Source organism: Azospirillum sp. INR13, from assembly GCF_015390205.1.
GTDB lineage: Bacteria > Pseudomonadota > Alphaproteobacteria > Azospirillales > Azospirillaceae > Azospirillum.
Genome location: NZ_VUOI01000006.1, coordinates 37,409 through 55,000, shown reverse-complemented (window position 1 = coordinate 55,000; position 17,592 = coordinate 37,409). Strand labels below are relative to the sequence as shown.

General features: G+C 65.4%; 12 protein-coding genes, 2 rRNA genes and 5 pseudogenes (1 of these 19 running past the window's edge). 13 read left to right on the top strand and 6 right to left on the bottom strand.

All coding sequences use genetic code 11. From position 1 onward, the window contains the following. Window positions 1-2,043: ribosomal RNA gene (locus F1643_RS07085) — 23S ribosomal RNA — on the top strand; it begins 720 nt to the left of the window's first position. 141 nt (window positions 2,044-2,184) lie between these two features. Next, window positions 2,185-2,300 (top strand): 5S ribosomal RNA (gene rrf, locus F1643_RS07080). A 116-nt stretch (window positions 2,301-2,416) separates the two neighbouring features. On the opposite strand, the gene F1643_RS07075 is transcribed toward rrf, so the two are convergent. The 4 genes and pseudogenes from F1643_RS07075 to F1643_RS22495 all read right to left on the bottom strand — a co-directional run bounded on the left by F1643_RS07075 (window position 2,417) and on the right by F1643_RS22495 (window position 5,326). Further along, window positions 2,417-3,988 (bottom strand): GMC family oxidoreductase, encoded by a 1,572-nt coding sequence (locus F1643_RS07075; RefSeq protein WP_255542500.1) that lies wholly within the window; start codon window positions 3,986-3,988, stop codon window positions 2,417-2,419. Window positions 3,989-4,042: 54 nt separating this feature from the next. Beyond that, window positions 4,043-4,597: a twin-arginine translocation signal domain-containing protein gene (locus tag F1643_RS07070; protein WP_194912221.1), complete on the bottom strand. Its 555-nt coding sequence runs from the start codon at window positions 4,595-4,597 to the stop codon at window positions 4,043-4,045. A gap of 44 nt (window positions 4,598-4,641) precedes the next feature. Then, window positions 4,642-5,039 (bottom strand): annotated as a pseudogene (locus F1643_RS07065) (VOC family protein). 32 nt (window positions 5,040-5,071) lie between these two features. After that, a complete protein-coding gene (locus F1643_RS22495) occupies window positions 5,072-5,326 on the bottom strand; it encodes a cytochrome c family protein (RefSeq protein ID WP_255542499.1) in 255 nt (84 codons plus the stop codon). 776 nt (window positions 5,327-6,102) lie between these two features. Between F1643_RS22495 and F1643_RS22490 the strand changes: the two are divergent. The 10 genes and pseudogenes from F1643_RS22490 to F1643_RS07025 all read left to right on the top strand — a co-directional run. Next, window positions 6,103-6,270: pseudogene (locus F1643_RS22490) on the top strand (methane monooxygenase); the annotation flags it as partial. A gap of 61 nt (window positions 6,271-6,331) precedes the next feature. Beyond that, a complete protein-coding gene (locus F1643_RS22485) occupies window positions 6,332-6,973 on the top strand; it encodes a hypothetical protein (protein ID WP_255542498.1) in 642 nt (213 codons plus the stop codon). Then, a complete protein-coding gene (locus tag F1643_RS22480) occupies window positions 6,970-7,656 on the top strand; it encodes a hypothetical protein (RefSeq protein WP_255542497.1) in 687 nt (228 codons plus the stop codon). Before F1643_RS22485 ends, F1643_RS22480 begins: the two co-directional genes overlap by 4 nt. A 119-nt stretch (window positions 7,657-7,775) precedes the next feature. After that, window positions 7,776-8,834 carry an NADH:ubiquinone reductase (Na(+)-transporting) subunit F gene (locus tag F1643_RS07050; RefSeq protein WP_194912220.1) on the top strand — a complete coding sequence of 353 codons (1,059 nt, stop codon included), beginning with the start codon at window positions 7,776-7,778 and terminating at the stop codon, window positions 8,832-8,834. Window positions 8,835-8,866: 32 nt separating this feature from the next. After that, window positions 8,867-10,000, top strand: a complete 1,134-nt coding sequence (locus F1643_RS07045) for an aromatic/alkene monooxygenase hydroxylase subunit beta (protein WP_194912218.1) — start codon at window positions 8,867-8,869, stop codon at window positions 9,998-10,000. 36 nt (window positions 10,001-10,036) lie between these two features. Then, entirely contained in the window at window positions 10,037-10,393 is a 357-nt protein-coding gene (locus tag F1643_RS07040; protein WP_085086548.1) for an MmoB/DmpM family protein, read from the top strand. Window positions 10,394-10,578: 185 nt separating this feature from the next. Then, a pseudogene (gene groEL, locus F1643_RS07035) lies at window positions 10,579-11,805 on the top strand (chaperonin GroEL); the annotation flags it as partial. 127 nt (window positions 11,806-11,932) lie between these two features. Beyond that, window positions 11,933-12,235 (top strand): TCP-1/cpn60 chaperonin family protein, encoded by a 303-nt coding sequence (locus F1643_RS22475; protein WP_255542519.1) that lies wholly within the window; start codon window positions 11,933-11,935, stop codon window positions 12,233-12,235. A 223-nt stretch (window positions 12,236-12,458) separates the two neighbouring features. Beyond that, on the top strand, window positions 12,459-14,573 hold the full coding sequence (locus F1643_RS07030; RefSeq protein WP_194912216.1) for a sigma-54-dependent Fis family transcriptional regulator: 2,115 nt from the start codon (window positions 12,459-12,461) through the stop codon (window positions 14,571-14,573). Between the two features lie 47 nt (window positions 14,574-14,620). After that, window positions 14,621-14,992: a ribbon-helix-helix domain-containing protein gene (locus F1643_RS07025; protein WP_194912214.1), complete on the top strand. Its 372-nt coding sequence runs from the start codon at window positions 14,621-14,623 to the stop codon at window positions 14,990-14,992. A 20-nt stretch (window positions 14,993-15,012) separates the two neighbouring features. Here the strand turns inward: F1643_RS07025 and F1643_RS22470 are convergent, their stop codons facing one another. Together F1643_RS22470 and F1643_RS22465 are read right to left on the bottom strand one after the other, a co-directional pair. Beyond that, window positions 15,013-15,624 carry a LysR substrate-binding domain-containing protein gene (locus F1643_RS22470; RefSeq protein WP_255542496.1) on the bottom strand — a complete coding sequence of 204 codons (612 nt, stop codon included), beginning with the start codon at window positions 15,622-15,624 and terminating at the stop codon, window positions 15,013-15,015. A 196-nt stretch (window positions 15,625-15,820) separates the two neighbouring features. After that, window positions 15,821-15,973, bottom strand: a pseudogene (locus tag F1643_RS22465) (LysR family transcriptional regulator); the annotation flags it as partial. Window positions 15,974-16,189: 216 nt separating this feature from the next. Between F1643_RS22465 and F1643_RS24530 the strand changes: the two are divergent. Further along, window positions 16,190-17,579: pseudogene (locus F1643_RS24530) on the top strand (form I ribulose bisphosphate carboxylase large subunit). Window positions 17,580-17,592: the final 13 nt, after the last annotated feature.

Sequence of the window (17,592 nt, the reverse complement as noted above, 5' to 3'; positions counted from 1 at the left end):
CGCACTGGAGGACCGAACTCACGCCTGTTGAAAAAGTCGGAGATGACCTGTGGCTAGGGGTGAAAGGCCAATCAAATCAGGAAATAGCTGGTTCTCCGCGAAAGCTATTTAGGTAGCGCGTCGGATATCACCTGCGGGGGTAGAGCACTGGATGGGCTAGGGGGGCGCGAGCCTTACCAAACCTAACCAAACTCCGAATACCGCAGAGTGCAGTCCGGCAGACAGACGGTGGGTGCTAAGGTCCATCGTCGAGAGGGAAACAGCCCAGACCGCCAGCTAAGGTCCCCAAATCACGGCTAAGTGGGAAAGGATGTGGGAAGGCCATGACAACCAGGAGGTTGGCTTAGAAGCAGCCATCCTTTAAAGAAAGCGTAATAGCTCACTGGTCTAGTTAAGCCGGCCTGCGCCGAAAATGTATCGGGGCTCAAGCCGTGTACCGAAGCTGCGGATGCGATCCTTGTGATCGCGTGGTAGCGGAGCGTTCCGTAAGCCTGCGAAGGGTGTCCGTGAGGCCGCCTGGAGGTATCGGAAGTGAGAATGCTGACATGAGTAGCGACAAACAGTGTGAGAAACACTGTCGCCGAAAGTCCAAGGGTTCCTGCGCAAGGTTAATCCACGCAGGGTGAGCCGGCCCCTAAGGCGAGGCCGAAAGGCGTAGTCGATGGGAACCACGTTAATAGTCGTGGGCCTGGCGGAGGTGACGGATCGGAAAGCGTGTATGTCCTTATCGGATTGGACATGCTGTGGACCGGTTCCAGGAAACAGCCCCGCCGTATAGACCGTACCCCAAACCGACACAGGTGGACTGGTAGAGTATACCCAGGCGCTTGAGAGAATGGTGTTGAAGGAACTCGGCAAATTGCCCTCGTAACTTCGGAAGAAGAGGGCCCTATGGGTGGGCAACCACCTGTGGGGGGCACAGACCAGGGGGTAGCGACTGTTTACTAAAAACACAGGGCTCTGCGAAGCCACACAAGGCGACGTATAGGGTCTGACGCCTGCCCGGTGCCGGAAGGTTAAGAGGAGAGGTGCAAGCCTTGAATTGAAGCCCCGGTAAACGGCGGCCGTAACTATAACGGTCCTAAGGTAGCGAAATTCCTTGTCGGGTAAGTTCCGACCTGCACGAATGGCGTAACGACTTCCCCGCTGTCTCCAACACCAACTCAGCGAAATTGAACTCTCCGTGAAGATGCGGAGTTCCCGCGGTCAGACGGAAAGACCCCGTGCACCTTTACTACAGCTTTGCAGTGGTGCTAGGGACTTCATGTGTAGGATAGGTGGGAGGCTTGGAAGCCCGGGCGCCAGCCCGGGTGGAGCCAACCTTGAAATACCACCCTTGAAGTCTCTGGCATCTAACCGTGGCCCGTGATCCGGGTCCGGGACCCTGCATGGCGGGTAGTTTGACTGGGGCGGTCGCCTCCCAAAGTGTAACGGAGGCGCGCGATGGTGGGCTCAGAGCGGTCGGAAATCGCTCGTCGAGTGCAATGGCATAAGCCCGCCTGACTGCAAGACTGACAAGTCGAGCAGAGACGAAAGTCGGCCATAGTGATCCGGTGGCTCCACGTGGACGGGCCATCGCTCAACGGATAAAAGGTACGCCGGGGATAACAGGCTGATGACTCCCAAGAGTCCATATCGACGGAGTCGTTTGGCACCTCGATGTCGGCTCATCACATCCTGGGGCTGGAGCAGGTCCCAAGGGTTCGGCTGTTCGCCGATTAAAGTGGTACGTGAGCTGGGTTTAGAACGTCGTGAGACAGTTCGGTCCCTATCTGCCGTGGGTGTCGGAGTTTTGCGAGGATCTGTCCCTAGTACGAGAGGACCGGGATGGACATACCTCTGGTGCACCGGTTGTCACGCCAGTGCATGGCCGGGTAGCTAAGTATGGACGGGATAACCGCTGAAAGCATCTAAGCGGGAAACCCACCTCTAAACCAGAGCTCCCTTGAGAGCCGTGACAGACCATCACGTCGATAGGAGGCATGTGGACGGGCAGCAATGCCTGAAGCTAAGCCTTACTAATCGCTCGATCGGCTTGATCTCGACCCCACAAACCGCGCCATGCGCAGCAGCAAGCCTGCTAAGGCACTGCTTGACGCAACGCCGCCGGTTCGATACATCCTCAATCACTTGCACTGAACAGCGATACGCTTCGGAAGAGCGTCGGTCTTTGAGCCTTGGTGACCTGGTGGTCATGGCGAGGTGTCAAACACCCGATCCCATCCCGAACTCGGCCGTGAAAAGCCTCCGCGCCAATGGTACTGCGTCTTAAGACGTGGGAGAGTAGGTCGCCGCCAGGTCACTCAGGCTCAAGAGACGCTCAAACCGAAGCTCAAATCGCCGGCATCTTCGCACATATCGGAAAACGCCCCGCCTCACATGAGACGAGGCGTTTTTTGTGTTTGCACCGTCTTCTTCAGATCTCCCGCTTCGTCATCTGATCGGCGATGTACTCCGCCTGCCGGATCGCCAGCGCGACGATGGTGAGGGTCGGGTTCTCCGAGGCTCCGCTGGTGAACTGGCTGCCGTCCGACACGAACAGGTTCTTGATGTCGTGTGCCTGTCCCCACTTGTTGACCACACCGTCCCGCGCATTCGCGCTCATCCGGTTGGTGCCGAGATTGTGGGTGGACGGGTAGGGCGGGGTATGGATGGTCCGGACAGCACCCACTGCGTCATAGACCGCCGCGCCGCGCCCATAGGCATGGGTGCGCATGGCGATGTCGTTGGGTGGTCGTCGAAATGCACGTTGGGAATGGGCAGGCCGAACTTGTCCTTTTCGGTCGCATGCAGGCTGACGCGGTTGGTCTCGCGGGGCATGTCCTCCCCCACCAGCCACATGCCGGCGATATGGTCGTAGGCGTCCATCGCCGAACTGAAATCGCGGGCCCCAGGCGCCGGGATCGAGAAAGGCGGCCATGAAGGGCACGCCGAGCGACAGGGTTTCCATCTCGTAGCCGCCGACGAAACCACGCCGTGGGTCAAAACGGGATTCGTCCTTGATGATGCCGGCCATGGTGGTGCCGCGGTACATGTGTACCGGCCGGTCGAACACCGCATAGACCGAACCGGTCATGTGCCGCATGTAGTTGCGCCCGACCTGACCGGAGGAGTTCGCCAGCCCGTCCGGGAACATCGTCGAGGCCGAATTCAGCAGCAGGCGCGGGCTTTCGATCGAGTTGCCGGCCACCGCGACGATGCGGGCCTTCTGCCGCTGGATGGCGCCGGTGCCGTCGGCATAGAGCACGGCGTTGACCCGACCCTTGGCGTCATGTTCCACCTTCAGGACCTGGGCGTTCGGCCGGACCTCCAGATTGCCGGTGGCCTCGCCCTTGGGGATCTCGGTGTAGAGGGTCGACCATTTCGCACCCGACTTGCAGCCCTGGAAACAGAAGCCGATCTGCTGGCAGGGTCCGCGGCCGTCGCGCGGCTTGCTGTTGATCGACATGTTGCCGGTGTGGAAATCGGTGTAGCCCAGCTTCTTGGCGCCGGCCGCCAGCACCTTGTAATTGTTGTTGCCGGGCAGGCGCGGGATGCCGTTGGTGCCGGGTCGTGCCATCTTGAACTCGGCCTTGGCGTAGTAGGGCTCCATCTCCGCCAGCGTCACCGGCCAGTCGAGCAGGTTGGCCCCCTCCACCTCGCCATAGGTCGTGCGCGCCTTGAACTCGTGCTCCTGGAAGCGGAGCGAAGCGCCGGCCCAATGGACGGTGGAGCCGCCGACCGCCTTGACGATCCAGGCCGGCAGGTTGGGAAAGTCCTTCGCCACCCGCCAGGCACCGGACGTGGTGCGCTTGTCCAGCCAGGAGATCTGCGAAAAGCTCTTCCACTCGTCGTTCACGAAATCCTGGATCTCGTGGCGTCCGCCGGCCTCCAGGCAGACGACCTTGATCCCCTTCTGGGCCAGTTCGTTCGACAGCGTGCCGCCGCCGGCACCCGATCCGATCACCACCACGACGCCGTCGTCGTCCAATGAGAATTTCGCAGCCATGTCTCGATCCTCCCCGTTGCGGGCTTTTGTGGGCGTTCATTGAGGCTGGTCGCGTCAGGCGTCCTTGATCCAATCGAGATCGTCGAACCCGCGGTGGATGTAGCCGCCATATTCGGCGGATGCCCCTTCGTAGCCGAGCTTCGCCCACACCTCCGGCTGGTTGTAGAGAGCGACAACCATGTCGCCGCGGACCTTGCGGAAGAACGGGGTGGTTTCGATGGATTTGAGCACCGTGACGCGGTCCGCCTCGGCCGGAATGGCGGCGTAGGAGGCGTTGTGCAGCTTGCGCGCGGCGGCATCGAGTGCCACGGCGCCTTCATTGAGCTGGCCGGCCAGCGTAGCGTCCTTGGCAGCCTCCTGGTCCATGGAGGCAAGCGCCTTCTCGTAATAGGCGTCGCCCAGCCGGTCGTGCGGATAGAGGTCGCGCACCATCACCAGAAGCGTTCTGGCCGCGTCGGGCTTGATCGCCGTGAGCGCATCGGCCCAGGCCGGCGCTGCCGCGATGGACACGACACCGCTGGAGACCGCGCCCGCCGCCGCCACCGAAGCGGCCGAGGTTTTGAGGAAATTCCGCCTGTTGAACCGTATCCGTTTGTCGAGAACGCGCATGATCGACGTCTCCTTCCCAAGGGGTTTGTTCTTGTCGTCAAAACTCAGCGGTAGCGGCCGTGGCGTTGCAGGACCTCGGTCTTGTAGCCGTCCGGATCGGTGACGAAGAAAAAAGCGGGCGAGCAGCGCGCCGCCGGGGGCGAACTCCTTCACCGGTGTTACCGGAAAGCCCAAGGCCGACAGCCGGGCATGCTCCCGCTCCAGATCGCCCACCGCGACCGCCATGTGGCCGTAGCCGTCGCCATGGGTGTAGGGGGGTGGTGCGGTCGTGGTTGACGGTCAATTCCAGTTCGAAATCGTTCTCCGCATTGCGCAGGTAGATCAGCGTGAAGCCGTCGAAGGCCAGCCGCTCGGCCGGCTCCAGCCCGAAGGCCTTCGCGTAGAAGTCCAGCGACCGCTGTTCGTCGAGGACGCGCACCATCATGTGGATGATCTTGGCCATGATGCTTCCTGCGATGTCGTTGTAGGGCCGGGTCAGCGGGTTGCGCTGGCTTCCAGGAAATTGACGATGCTCTTGCGGACGCTGCCGTCGTCCTGCCTGTAATTCATGTAGCTGCCGGGGAGGAACTCGTTCGAGTTCGCCAGCCAGCGCTCCAGATGGCCGGCGTCCCAGGCGAAGCCGGCGCCGCGCAGCGCGTCGGAATACTCGAAGCCGGCCGCCGAGCCGGCCTTGCGGCCGATGACGCCAAACAGCGGCGGCCCGGCGCGCGGTCCGTCGCCCTTCTTCACCGTTATGGCAGGCTCCGGCATTGCTGCCGGAACAGCGTCTCGCCTTCCGCCGCGCGGATTTCCGCGTGAAGGGAGAGACCGGTATGGACAGCAGGAGCAGCAGCATCACCCAGCGGTGCGGCGACAGTTTCGCGTGCATCGCATGCCTCATCTTTCAAAAACCCTCCCGATGCGTGGGAGGCGCCTACGCTTGTCTTTGCCGGACCAAGTGGCCGGGGCGGCGCCGTTGACTGGGAACAGCAAGCGTCATGCCATCTTGCGGGCGGTTGCCGGGAGCTTGGTGGCCGGACGTTTTCCCGGGGGGTGCCGGGTATCGAGTGTCCCGACTGTTTCGTTTTGAGACACCTGCCGCGACAGATCGTCTCATGATGGGACAGTGCGCTATACGAACGTTCTTTAAAATCGGTTTGCCGCCGCCGATTGCCGGCTTGGCATGGCCGTTGCTTTATAGGGTCGACGGTGCAGCCGCCCCCGTTCGGCGGACACAATCGGCCTGAAGCCGGACGATCTCGGAAATCACGCCATCGGCATCCCGTAGGCCGGCCGGCACGACTTTGCCCGGCAGCCATTCGCCCGGCACCGGCGAACGACGCGATCCTTCAGGCCCGATCCTTTAGCCAGACCATCGGAACACCATCATCAAAATCATGGGAGAGACGACATGCCGGATGGATTGACGCTGAACAAGATCACCGCCCAGAAAGGCATCGGCATCGGCGAGGCGGCGCGCCGCGTCGCCGAATCTCGGCTGGACGCCGTCCTACGTCAAGGAGGCGATGGCCTTCCCGACCGACTACAAGATTTCCAAGGCGCCGCGCGACCCGATGAAGCAGGTCCTGCGCTCCTACTTCCCGATGCAGGAGGAGAAGGACAACCGCGTCTACGGCGCGCTGGATGCTGCGCTGCGCGGCGACATGTTCCGCAATGTGGAGCCGCGCTGGATCGAGTGGATGAAGCTGTTCCTGGCGATCATTCCCTTCCCGGAAATCTCGGCGGGCGCGGTCGATGGCGACGCTGGGCCAGCTGGCGCCGGGCGACGACCTGCGCACCGGCTTCACCATGCAGATGATCGACGAATTCCGGCACTCGACGATCCAGATGAACCTCAAGAAATGGTACATGGAGAACTACATCGACCCGGCCGGCTTCGACATCACCGAGAAAGCCTTCGGCAAATGCTACGCCACCACCATCGGCCGGCAGTTCGGTGAGGCTTTCCTGACCGGCGACGCCATCACAGCGTCGAACATCTATTTGCAGGTGGTGGCCGAGACCGCCTTCACCAACACGCTGTTCGTCGCCATGCCGTCTGAGGCGGCGCGCAACGGCGACTATGCCCTGCCCACCGTGTTCCTGTCGGTGCAGAGCGACGAATCCCGCCACATCGGCAACGGCCATTCCCATGCTGATGTCGGTGCTGAAGGAGCCGGACAACCATCTGCTGCTGGAACGCGACATCCGCTATTCCTTCTGGCAGAACCACATGATCGTCGATGCCGCAATCGGCACGATCATCGAATACGGCACCAAGAATCGCGACAAGAACAAGGAATCCTACGCCGAGCTGTGGCACCGCTGGATATTCGAGGATTACTACCGCACCTACATGCTGCCGCTGGAGAAGTACGGGATCAAGATCCACCATGACGACGTTCACGAGGCCTTTCGACAGCATCGTCAAGAAAAATTACGTCCACAAGATCGCCCAGTTCTTCTCGGCCGGCTGGTGGGCCAATTTCTGGCGCATCGAGGCGATGACCGAGCGCGACTTCGAATGGTTCGAGAGCAAGTATCCGGGCTGGTACGACGAGTTCGGCGTCTGGTGGGAAAATTACGCCAAGCTCAGCAAGCCCGGCAGCGTGCCGATCACCTTCGCCGACACCGGCTACGTCTATCCGCACCGCTGCTGGTCGAGCCTGGTGCCCTGCGTGATCCGCGAGGATTTCCAGGTCGATGAGGTCGACGGCGAGCTTTACACCTACGCCTCCGAGGTCGACCGCTGGACCCACAAGGAGGCGTTCGCCGCCGAATACCAGGGTCGCCCGACCCCGGCGATGGGCCGTTTCTCCGGCCGGCGCCAGTGGGAGGAGGTCTATGACGGCTGGGACCTCGCCGACGCCATCCAGGACATGGGCTTCGTCCGCCCCGACGGGAAGACGCTGGTCGCCCAGCCGCATCTGTCCTTCGAGGAGAAGGACATGTGGACGCTGGACCATGTGCGCGGCCATACCATCCGCAGCCCGCTGCTGGCGCTGCGCGAGATGACGCCGCAACAGCGTCAGACGCATGTCGAGGACTACCGCAAGGGCTTCAAGATCCGCCGGGTCTGATCCCCCGCCCATTCACTCGGGCCTGCCCCCCTTTCCGGCCCCCCTTTCCGGGTGGAGAGGGGGAACGGGGATCCCCTGCGGACATCACAGGCGGACATCACCGCGGAGATCGACAGACCATGACCGCACAAGCGCTGCACAACAGTCCGGCCGTCCACACGGTGCGGCTGGAGCCGGTCGGCATCGAAATGGAGGTCGCGGAGGGGGAAACCATCCTCGACGCGGCCTTTCGCCAGGGCGTCTCGCTGATGCATGGCTGCAAGGAGGGGCAATGCTCCGCCTGCAAATGCCTGCTGATCGACGGCGACGTGGAGATGCTGAAATACTCCACTTTCGCGCTCTCCGATCCGGAGCGCGACAGCAACCACATCCTGCTCTGCCGTTCGCTGGCCTACAGCGACGTGGCGGTGGAACTGCTGAACTACGACGAGGATCTGCTGTCCCGCTCCATCCCGGTGAAGGACTTCAACGCGCGGCTGGCGGCGGTGGAGCCGCTGACCCACGACATCGTTGCCATCGCGCTGGAACTGGACCAGCCGATGAAGTTCTGGGCCGGGCAATATGCCGACATCACGCTGCCCGGGATCGGCCTCACCCGGTCCTTCTCGATGGGCAACCCGCCGGCGGACGGCAGCCGGCTGGAGTTCATCATCAAGAAATACCCGGACGGCGCCTTCTCGCGCCAGCTGGACGGCGGCCTGTCGGTCGGCGACCGGGTGAGCGTCCGCGGTCCCTACGGCACCTGCTTCCGCCGCGAGGGGCGGGACGGGCCGATGATCCTGGTCGGCGGCGGGTCGGGAATGGCGCCGCTGCTGTCGATCCTGCGCGATCAGGCGGCCAGCGGCGAGACGCGGCCGGTGCGCCTCTTCTACGGCGCCCGCAGCCGCCGGGACCTGTTCCACCTCGACCAGTTCGAGGAGTTCGCCCGCAGCCTGCCGGACTTCGCCTTCATCCCCGCCCTGTCCCATGCGGAGGAGGGCGACGGTTGGACCGGCGAGACCGGCTTCATCCACGAGGTGCTGCGCCGGCATCTGTCCGAGATGGCGGAGGTGGAGGAGGCGGATGTCTTCTCCTGCGGGCCGCCGCCGATGATCGACGCGGTGCTGCCGGTCCTGCAGATGGCCGGCGTCGATTCCGCGCGCGTCTATTTCGACAAATTCACCCCCGCCACCCGCTGAGCCGGGATTTCGCAAATACGGGAGGAAAGACGATGACCATGCAGGAAACCGAAACGAAATCCGCCGCCGCCGGGGCCAAGGCCTTTCCGGGTTCCGACAGCCGCCGCTACAACTACTTCGAGCCGAAGGGCCGCAAGGCGACCCATTACGAGGACGTGACGGTCGACGTCCAGCCCGATCCGGAGCGCTATCTGCTCCAGAACTGGATCATCTCCTTCGGCGACGGCACGCCCACATATTCCAAGGACTGGACGGTGCTGAAATGCACGGACTGGCACGGCTTCCGCGCGCCCGACCAGGAATGGGAACGCACCCATTACCAGCGCCAGTCCACCATCGTCGGCATGATCCAGAACGTGGTGGAGAATGCGCGCCGCGCCGGTGCGCCCCAGCGCTTCGACAAGGCCTGGGTCGCCGTACTGCAGAACCATGTCGGTGCCTTCAAGCATGCCGAATATGGGCTGGGCACCGCGCTGATGCGGGCGCAGCGCTACGGCTACACCCAGATGGTCAACAACGCCATCCTGACCAACGCCTCCTACAAGCTGCGCTTCGCCCAGGACCTGACGCTCTATCTGGCCGAGGTCGGCAGCGACATCGGAGGATTCGATCTCGACGCCGGCAAGGCGCACTGGCTGGACGACCCGATCTGGCAGCCCTGCCGCGAGGCGGTGGAGCATATCCGCGCCGCCACCGACTTCCTGGAGCAGTATTTCGCCGTCAATCTCGTCTTCGAACCGCTGGTGGGCGAGCTGTTCCGCAGCGGCTTCGTCATGCAGGTGGCCGCGGCGCAGAACGATTTCTCGACCCCGTCGGTCATTTCGGCGGCGGAGGCCGACTATGAACGCAACCTTGCCAACGCGGTGGAGCTGTTCGCCCTGCTGCTGCGCGACGCGGCGCACGGGCAGGACAACCGGACCATGCTGCAGAGCTGGTTCACCCATCATGCCGGCCTGGCGGTGAAGGCGGCGCTGCAGCTTCAGCCGCTGTGGTCGCTGCCGCGGGTCAAGGCGGCGAGCTTCGCGGATGCCTTCGAGCGGGCGCGCAACCGCGTCGCCGTCATCGGGCGCGAGATCGGCATCGACGCCGACCTGCCGGCCCTGCCGCCGGTCGAGGTCGGGCAGCCCGCCGCCCCGGCCGCGGTTTCTGATGCCGCGGCCGAGTGATCCTTCCCGCATCTCCGCCACAAGAGGATGAAAACCATGAGCGTCACCACCGTGCAGCAGCTTTTCAAGCCGCTGAAGGACATCACCCAGGACGGCACCATCTCGCACCAGTGCGGCGTGACGATGAACGACAGCGTCGAGGCGCGCTGCATCGCCGAGGTGATGGAGAGCAAGCCCGGCATCACCGTCACCTACCTGCCGGCGATGATCCGGATCGACGGCGAGGGCAAGATCGAGTTCAAGATGAGCGAGATCGGTGAAGCGCTCGGCCGCGAGATGACCCCGCATATCTTCGAAATTTCCACCTCCACCCACTATGGCCGCATGGTCATGATCGACGAGGACACCGTCGTCCTCTTCGGCAACATGGATGACGCGCTGGCGTACGAGTGATTTCTCCCTCTCCCGTCCCGGGAGAGGGAAGGGGCCCACCGCGAAGCGGTGGGAAGGGTGAGGGGTCAGGCACGAAGCCATGCGCTTCCGGTTCCTTGGATCACCCCTCACCCTCCCCACTGCGTGGGTCCCCTCCCTCTCCGGGGCGGGAGAGGGCGTTTTTATCCAAATCCGCAAAATCAAGAATGGGAGGAAAAGAGACCATGCCGAAGATGATGCTGCACCGTGCCGAGGCGCGGGCCGCGCTTGCCCGTGGGGTGGGCAAGCTGGCGCTGGCGGTGCGCGGCACGCTGGGGCCGAAGGGGACGAACGCGATCATCGACCGCCCCATCGGCACGCCGATGATCTCCCGCGACGGCGTCAGCATCGCCGCCGAGATCGAGTTGCCCTGCCGCTTCGAGAACATGGGCGCACAGGTGGTGCGCGAGGTGTCGAAGCAGACCAACGACGTGGCCGGCGACGGCACAACCACCGCCACCGTGCTGGCCGACGCGCTGATCCAGGACGGCGTCGCCGTGCTGGCTGACGGCCATGGTTCGGTGGAATTGGTGGAGGGGATGGAGCGCGCCTGCGGCTTCGTCGTCGACCGGCTGCGCGGCATGGCCCGGCCGCTGGAGGACCATGCCCAGCTGGAGCAGGTGGCGACGGTCGCGGCGACCGACCCGGCGCTCGGCCGGCTGGTGGCGGACGCCTTGCGCCGGGTGGGGGTTGAGGGGGTGATCGACATCGAATATGGCCAGCCCGGCGCGCCGACCGCGCTGCATGTGCTGGAGGGCATGGTGCTGGACCGCGGATTCCTGTCGCACCACATGGCGACCGAGCCCACCGGCCAGACCGCGGTGCTGGAACGGCCCTACATCCTGATCACCGACCACAAGATCACCGATCCGGAGCCGGTCCTGCGCCTGGTCGACCGCATCGCCGCCGGGCATCGCCCGCTGCTGATCATGGCCGACAGCGTGGCGCCGGAGGTGGTGGCTGCCCTGATGGAACTGCGCCGCGACGTCCGCGCCACGGTGGTGGCGATCAATCCGCCGGAATTCGGCCATTGGCGCACGGCGACGATGGAGGACATCGCGATCCTGACCGGTGGGCGCGTGATTGCCCGTGACCTCGGCGGGCGCCTCGACAGCGTGACGGTGGAGGATCTGGGCGGCGCCGACCGCATCGAGGTGTCCGCCGGCCGCACCACCCTCCTGCGCGGCCACGGCAATCCGGACACGCTGGCGGCCCGCCGCGCCCTGGTGCAGCGCCAGTGGGAGGAGGCGCCGCCCAACATCGAACGCGACAAGCTGTCCCAGCGGCTGGCGAAGCTGACGCATGGAACCGCCCTGATCGAGGTCGGCGGCGCCACCCCGGTTGAGCAGAAGCGCACCGCCCAGCTTCTGGAGGATTCGCTCGCCGCCGCCCGTGCGGCGCTGGAGGAGGGGGTGCTGCCCGGCGGCGGCACCGCGCTGGCCCGCATCGCCCGCTGCTCGACCGGCTGGCCACGGATGTGGGGAGGGCGAGCGCGCAGGGATAAGGCTGGTGCAGCGGGCGATGCTGCAGCCGCTGGTCTGCATCGCGGAGAATGGCGGACTGGACGGGGCAGGCATCGCCGCGCGCCTCGCCGAGCTTCCCGACGGCACCGGGTTCGATGCGCGCACCGGCCGGTTCGGCGACCTGTTCGCCGCCGGCATCATCGATCCGGCCAAGGTCACCACGCTGGCCCTACTGAACGCGGTGTCGGTCGCCAAGCTGGTCCTGACCACCCACACCCTGGTCGCCGACATTCCCGACGACGTCGATCCCACGGCAGGCCCTGCCCGTGGCGGCGGGATGGAGCGCTACGGGCGCGCCTGATCCGGATCCGGCGGCAGGAAACCTCCACCTTCGGGGAAAGTGACAGGGAAAAAAGCCATAGAGTATTCCGCTACTACCGCTCCTGCTTCGGTTCGGCTTATGGTTTCTTATACGAACAATCTGACGAGCGGCGGATCGGGGCAGGCCTCCGCTTTCGGACCGAAGGACAATCGGCGCACGGGCAATAAAACAGCAAAAGACGCCGGGAAGCAGGGAGGGGACAGTGTTGGCCAATGAAGAGGTCGCCATCGGCCGCTCGGCCGTTGCGTCATCCGGTCCGGCGTTCCATGCGCTGGCCAAGAGTGAACGGGACGGCGAACGGGCGACGATGAAGGCGTGGGAGGACTTCGTTTCCGGATCGCGGCAGGAAAACCTGCCGGTCCGCGACGTGGTCATCCGGTCCTGGGCGCGGTGCCAGAGCTTTCTGGTCGATGCGCGGGCGGACGCGGCGCCGGTTGTCGGCGCCGACCATGTCGAGGCCCTGAGGAGGGAGAACCGCGAACTCCTGCAGGCCGCAGCCACCACGCTGGCGGAGGCGGCGGATCTTCTGGCCGGGACGCGGACGGTGATGCTGATCACCGATGCCAACGGCGTGGTGCTGGAGGCGGCGGGCGACCGGGCGACGCTGAATGCGGCACGCGACATCAGCCTGGGCTGCGGCGGCCATTGGAGCGAGAGCAGCGCCGGGACCAACGGCATCGGCACGGCGCTGGCGTCCAAGACGCCGGTGCTGGTCCAGGCGGCCGAGCATTACTGCGCCGGCATCAAGGGGTGGAGCTGCGCCGGGGCACCGATCCACGATCCGCTGGATGGGTCGGTCGTCGGGCTGCTCGACATTTCCGGACTGAAGCAGGGATTCAGTGCCCAGGCGCTGGCACTGGCGGTGGTGGCCGCCCGGCAGGTGGAATGGAACCTCGCCCGCCAGACCGAGGCGGAACATGTCCGGCTGCTGGAAGCCTGCCTGGAGGACAGCCAGAAATATGCCGGAGAGGGACTGATCGCTCTGGATGCGCGGGGCCGCCTGCTCTACGCCAGCCGCAAGGCGGCGCATCTGCTGAAGGCCAGCCTCGGGTCCGACCTGCCTCAGCTCAGCCGCGGAACGAAGCTGCCCATCGTCGGGATCGCCGGCACGGCGGCGGCCAATCCGGCGGAGGGCCAACTGCCCGTGCCCGCCGACTGGGTCCGGCCCCTGATGCTCGACGGCGAGCGGCGGGGCACGCTGCTGGTCATTCCCCGCGCAGCCTCCTGCCGCCTGCCCGCCGGCCGACGCACGGCGTCCGACGAGACCGACCATGCGCGGTCGCGTTTCGGCGAGATCGTCGGGGGCAGCGACAGCCTGCGCGCGGTGATCGGCCAGGGGGAGCGGCTGGCGCCCCTGCCGGTCCCCATCCTGATCGAGGGCGAGACCGGCGTCGGCAAGGAACTGTTCGCGCGGGCCATCCACGGCCACAGCGCGGTGGCCGGCGGTCCCTTCATCCCCTTCAACTGCGGGGCCGTGTCGCGCGAGATGCTGGGCAGCGAGCTGTTCGGCTATGTGCGCGGCGCCTTCACCGGGGCTGCGGCGGAGGGACGGACCGGACGTTTCGAACTGGCCGACGGCGGCACGCTGTGCCTGGACGAAGTGGGCGAACTGCCGCTCGACCTTCAGCCCTATCTGCTGCGGGTGCTGGAGGAGGGAGTGCTGTACCGCATCGGCGACAGCACGCCGCGCCGGGTGTCGGTCCGGCTGCTCGCCATGACCAACCGGAACCTGCGCCACGAGGTGGCCGCCGGCCGCTTCCGCCGCGACCTGTATCACCGCCTCGCCGTCACCGCGCTACGGGTGCCGCCGTTGCGGGAACGGCAGGGAGACGTGCCGCGCCTGATCGCCCATTTCAACGATCTGCTGGCCGACCGGCACGGGCGGGATCCGGTTCGGTTCACGGCGGCGGCGCTGGACCGGCTGTATCGCTATGACTGGCCGGGCAATGTCCGGGAGCTGAGGAATCTGGTGGAACGCGCGGTCCTGCTGTCCACCGGCGGAATGGTGGACGTCGGCGATCTTCCCGAAGAATTGCGGGACGCCTGCGGCGGCGTGGACGCGGAGGGTTGGCCCCTGCCGGGTCCGCCGATGGCGATGCCTGCGTCTCCCGCCCTGCCGGCCATGTCCCCGCCGGCCATGTCCCTGACGGTGACGGAGCAGCGGACCATCGAGGACGTGATCGCCGCCACCGGCGGGAACCTGTCGGACGCCGCCGCGGTGCTGGGCATCTCGCGCAGCACCCTGTACCGCAAGCTGAGCCAGCACGGCATCCGGCGCGAGGCCATCGGCAAGGGAATGGGCGGCGGTCGTGCCTGACCCCGCCTGCCGCAGGACAGCGTAACCGCTCCAGGGAGGGCCGGTGCATGTGCCAGATCTTCGTCAACACCGACCCCATCCTGTACGAGGCGCGGTCCCGCTCGGTCCGCATCCATGGCATGGTGACCAGCATCCGGTTGGAGAACCTGTTCTGGAACGTCCTCGCCGACATTGCGGCGGAGCAGGGGATCACCACCAACCGCCTGATCGTCACTCTGCATGACGAGGTCGTGGAGGTCCATGGCGCGGTCCAGAACCTCGCCTCCTTCCTGCGTGTCAGCTGCGTGCGCTATCTGACCATGGCTCCCGCCTCCGTATCCGAGGCTGGCGGGCAGGCGAGGATTGCGGTTCCCGCATCGGATGGCGGTGCGTCCGTCCTTGCCTTCCAGCGGGACCGGCGGCTGCCCGATGACGTGTGAGGCTGCCGCCGGCCGGCATGTCAGCCGCCGGATGCGAGCGCCCGATGGCCGGCTTGGATGCTGTCGATGATCGCCTGCCCGCGCTCCAACAGATAGCTGCGCAGCTGCGCGTGCACCGGCAGCAGCGGCAGGCTGCGGCGATGGGCGATGTACCAGGACCGCATCAGCGGCAGCCCCTCCACCTTCAACTCCCGCAGCATCCCCAGCGCCAGTTCCAGGTCCACGGTGTGGCGCGACAGCAAGGCGACGCCGATGCCGGCCATGACCGCCTGCTTGATCGTCTCGTTGCTGCTGGAGGTCATGACGATGCGCGGTAAGAAACCCTGGCCGTGGAAATAGGCGTCGGTCAGCGCCCGCGTGCCGGCGCCTTCCTCCCGCGCGATGAAGCCGCTGTCGGCCAGATCGGACAGGCGCAGGGACGGGGCGTCGGCGAGCGGGTGGGTGGGCGCGCAGATGATGATGCTGGGATGGCGGGCGAAGGGTTCCGCCAGCAGTTCCTCCGCGTCCAGCGGGCGGCCCATGATGGCGAGATCGACCTCGCCCTTGGCGACCATCGCATTCACCTCCCGCCGGTTGCCGTCCTGGAGATGGATCGACACGCCCGGTCGCTCCGCCTGGAAACGGGAGACCATGTGCGGAGCGATGTATTTGGCGGTGCTGACCAGCCCGATGGTGGACGTTGCCGCCGGTCACCCCCTTCAGCGCCTGCATCCGCCGGTCGGCATTGTCCAACGCCTGGAGGATCAACGTCGCATGGCCCAGCAGGTCGCGCCCGGCCTCCGTCAGCACGACGCCGCGGCCCACCCGCTCGAACAGCGGGAAGCCGCAATGCCCCTCGACCTGCTTGATTTGGAACGAGACCGCGCCGGGCGTCAGGCCGAACTGCTCCGCCACGCGGGCGAAGGACAGGCTGCGGGCGGCGGCGGTGAAGATCTGCAGCTGGCGCAGCGTGGCGTGCTGGATGGTCAACGGCCGCCCCATTCATCAGGAATCCCTATCCATACTGTGCTGTGTATTTGAATTTTCCTCAATAGTACGTGGGGCTAACGTTTTCATCGGAACGAACCGAACGCCACCGGCGAGGTGAAGACGATGAACTACGTATCGACGACTCTTCCTACGGATCGGACGGCCGCCGATGGGGTGGTCAGCGACCCGAAGGCCCGCTACCGGCCGGGCGTGCTGAAGTACCGCCAGATGGGCTATTGGGAACCCGACCACGAACCGAAGGACACCGACGTTCTCGCCGTCTTCCGCATCACGCCGCAGGACGGCGTCGATCCGGAGGAAGCGGCGGCGGCGGTCGCCGGCGAAAGCTCCACCGCCACCTGGACCGTGGTGTGGACCGACCGCCTGACCGACTGCGAGCGCTATCGCGCGAAGGCCTTCCGCGTCGATCCGGTGCCCGGCACGCCGGGACAATATTTCGCCTACATCGCCTATGAACTCGACCTGTTCGAGGAAGGCTCGATCGCCAACCTCACCGCGTCGATCATCGGCAACGTCTTCGGCTTCAAGCCGCTGAAGGGGCTGCGGCTGGAGGACATGCGGATCCCGGTCGCCTATCTGAAGACCTTCCAGGGGCCGGCGACCGGCATCGTGGTGGAGCGCGAGCGGCTGAACAATTTCGGCCGTCCGCTGCTGGGCGCCACAATGAAGCCGAAGCTGGGCCTGTCCGGCCGCAATTATGGCCGCGTGGTGTACGAGGCGTTGAAGGGCGGGCTCGACTTCACCAAGGACGACGAGAACATCAACTCGCAGCCCTTCATGCATTGGCGCGACCGCTTCCTCTACTGCATGGAAGGGGTCAACCGCGCCATCGCCGAGACCGGGGAGATCAAGGGCACCTACCTGAACGTCACCGGCGCCACCATGGAGGACATGTACGAGCGCGCCGAGTTCGCCAAGGAACTGGCAGCGTCATCGTCATGATCGATCTGGTGATCGCTACACCGCCATCCAGTCGATGGCGAAATGGGCGCGGCGCAACGACATGATCCTGCACCTGCACCGCGCCGGCCATTCCACCTACACCCGGCAGAAGAGCCATGGCGTGTCCTTCCGCGTCATCGCCAAGTGGATGCGCATGGCCGGCGTCGACCACATCCATGCCGGCACCGTCGTCGGCAAGCTGGAGGGCGACCCCAACGTCATCCGCGGCATCTACGACACCTGCCGCGAGACCCATGTCCCGCAGAACCTGCAGCACGGCATCTTCTTCGACCAGCCCTGGGCCGGTCTGAAGCGGGTGATGCCGGTGGCGTCGGGCGGCATCCATGCCGGGCAGATGCACCAGTTGCTGACCTACCTGGGCGAGGACGTGATCCTGCAGTTCGGGGGCGGCACCATCGGCCATCCCGACGGCATCCAGGCCGGCGCCACCGCCAACCGCGTCGCGCTGGAAGTGATGGTCAAGGCCCGCAACGAAGGCCGCGACATCTGGAACGAGGGGCCGGAGATCCTGCGCGACGCCGCCCGCTGGTGCGCCCCGCTGCGCGCCGCGCTCGACACCTGGAAGGACGTCACCTTCGACTACGCCTCCACCGACAGCGTCGATTACGTCCCCACCCCCACCGCGGCGATGTGAAGGAGCGATTCCC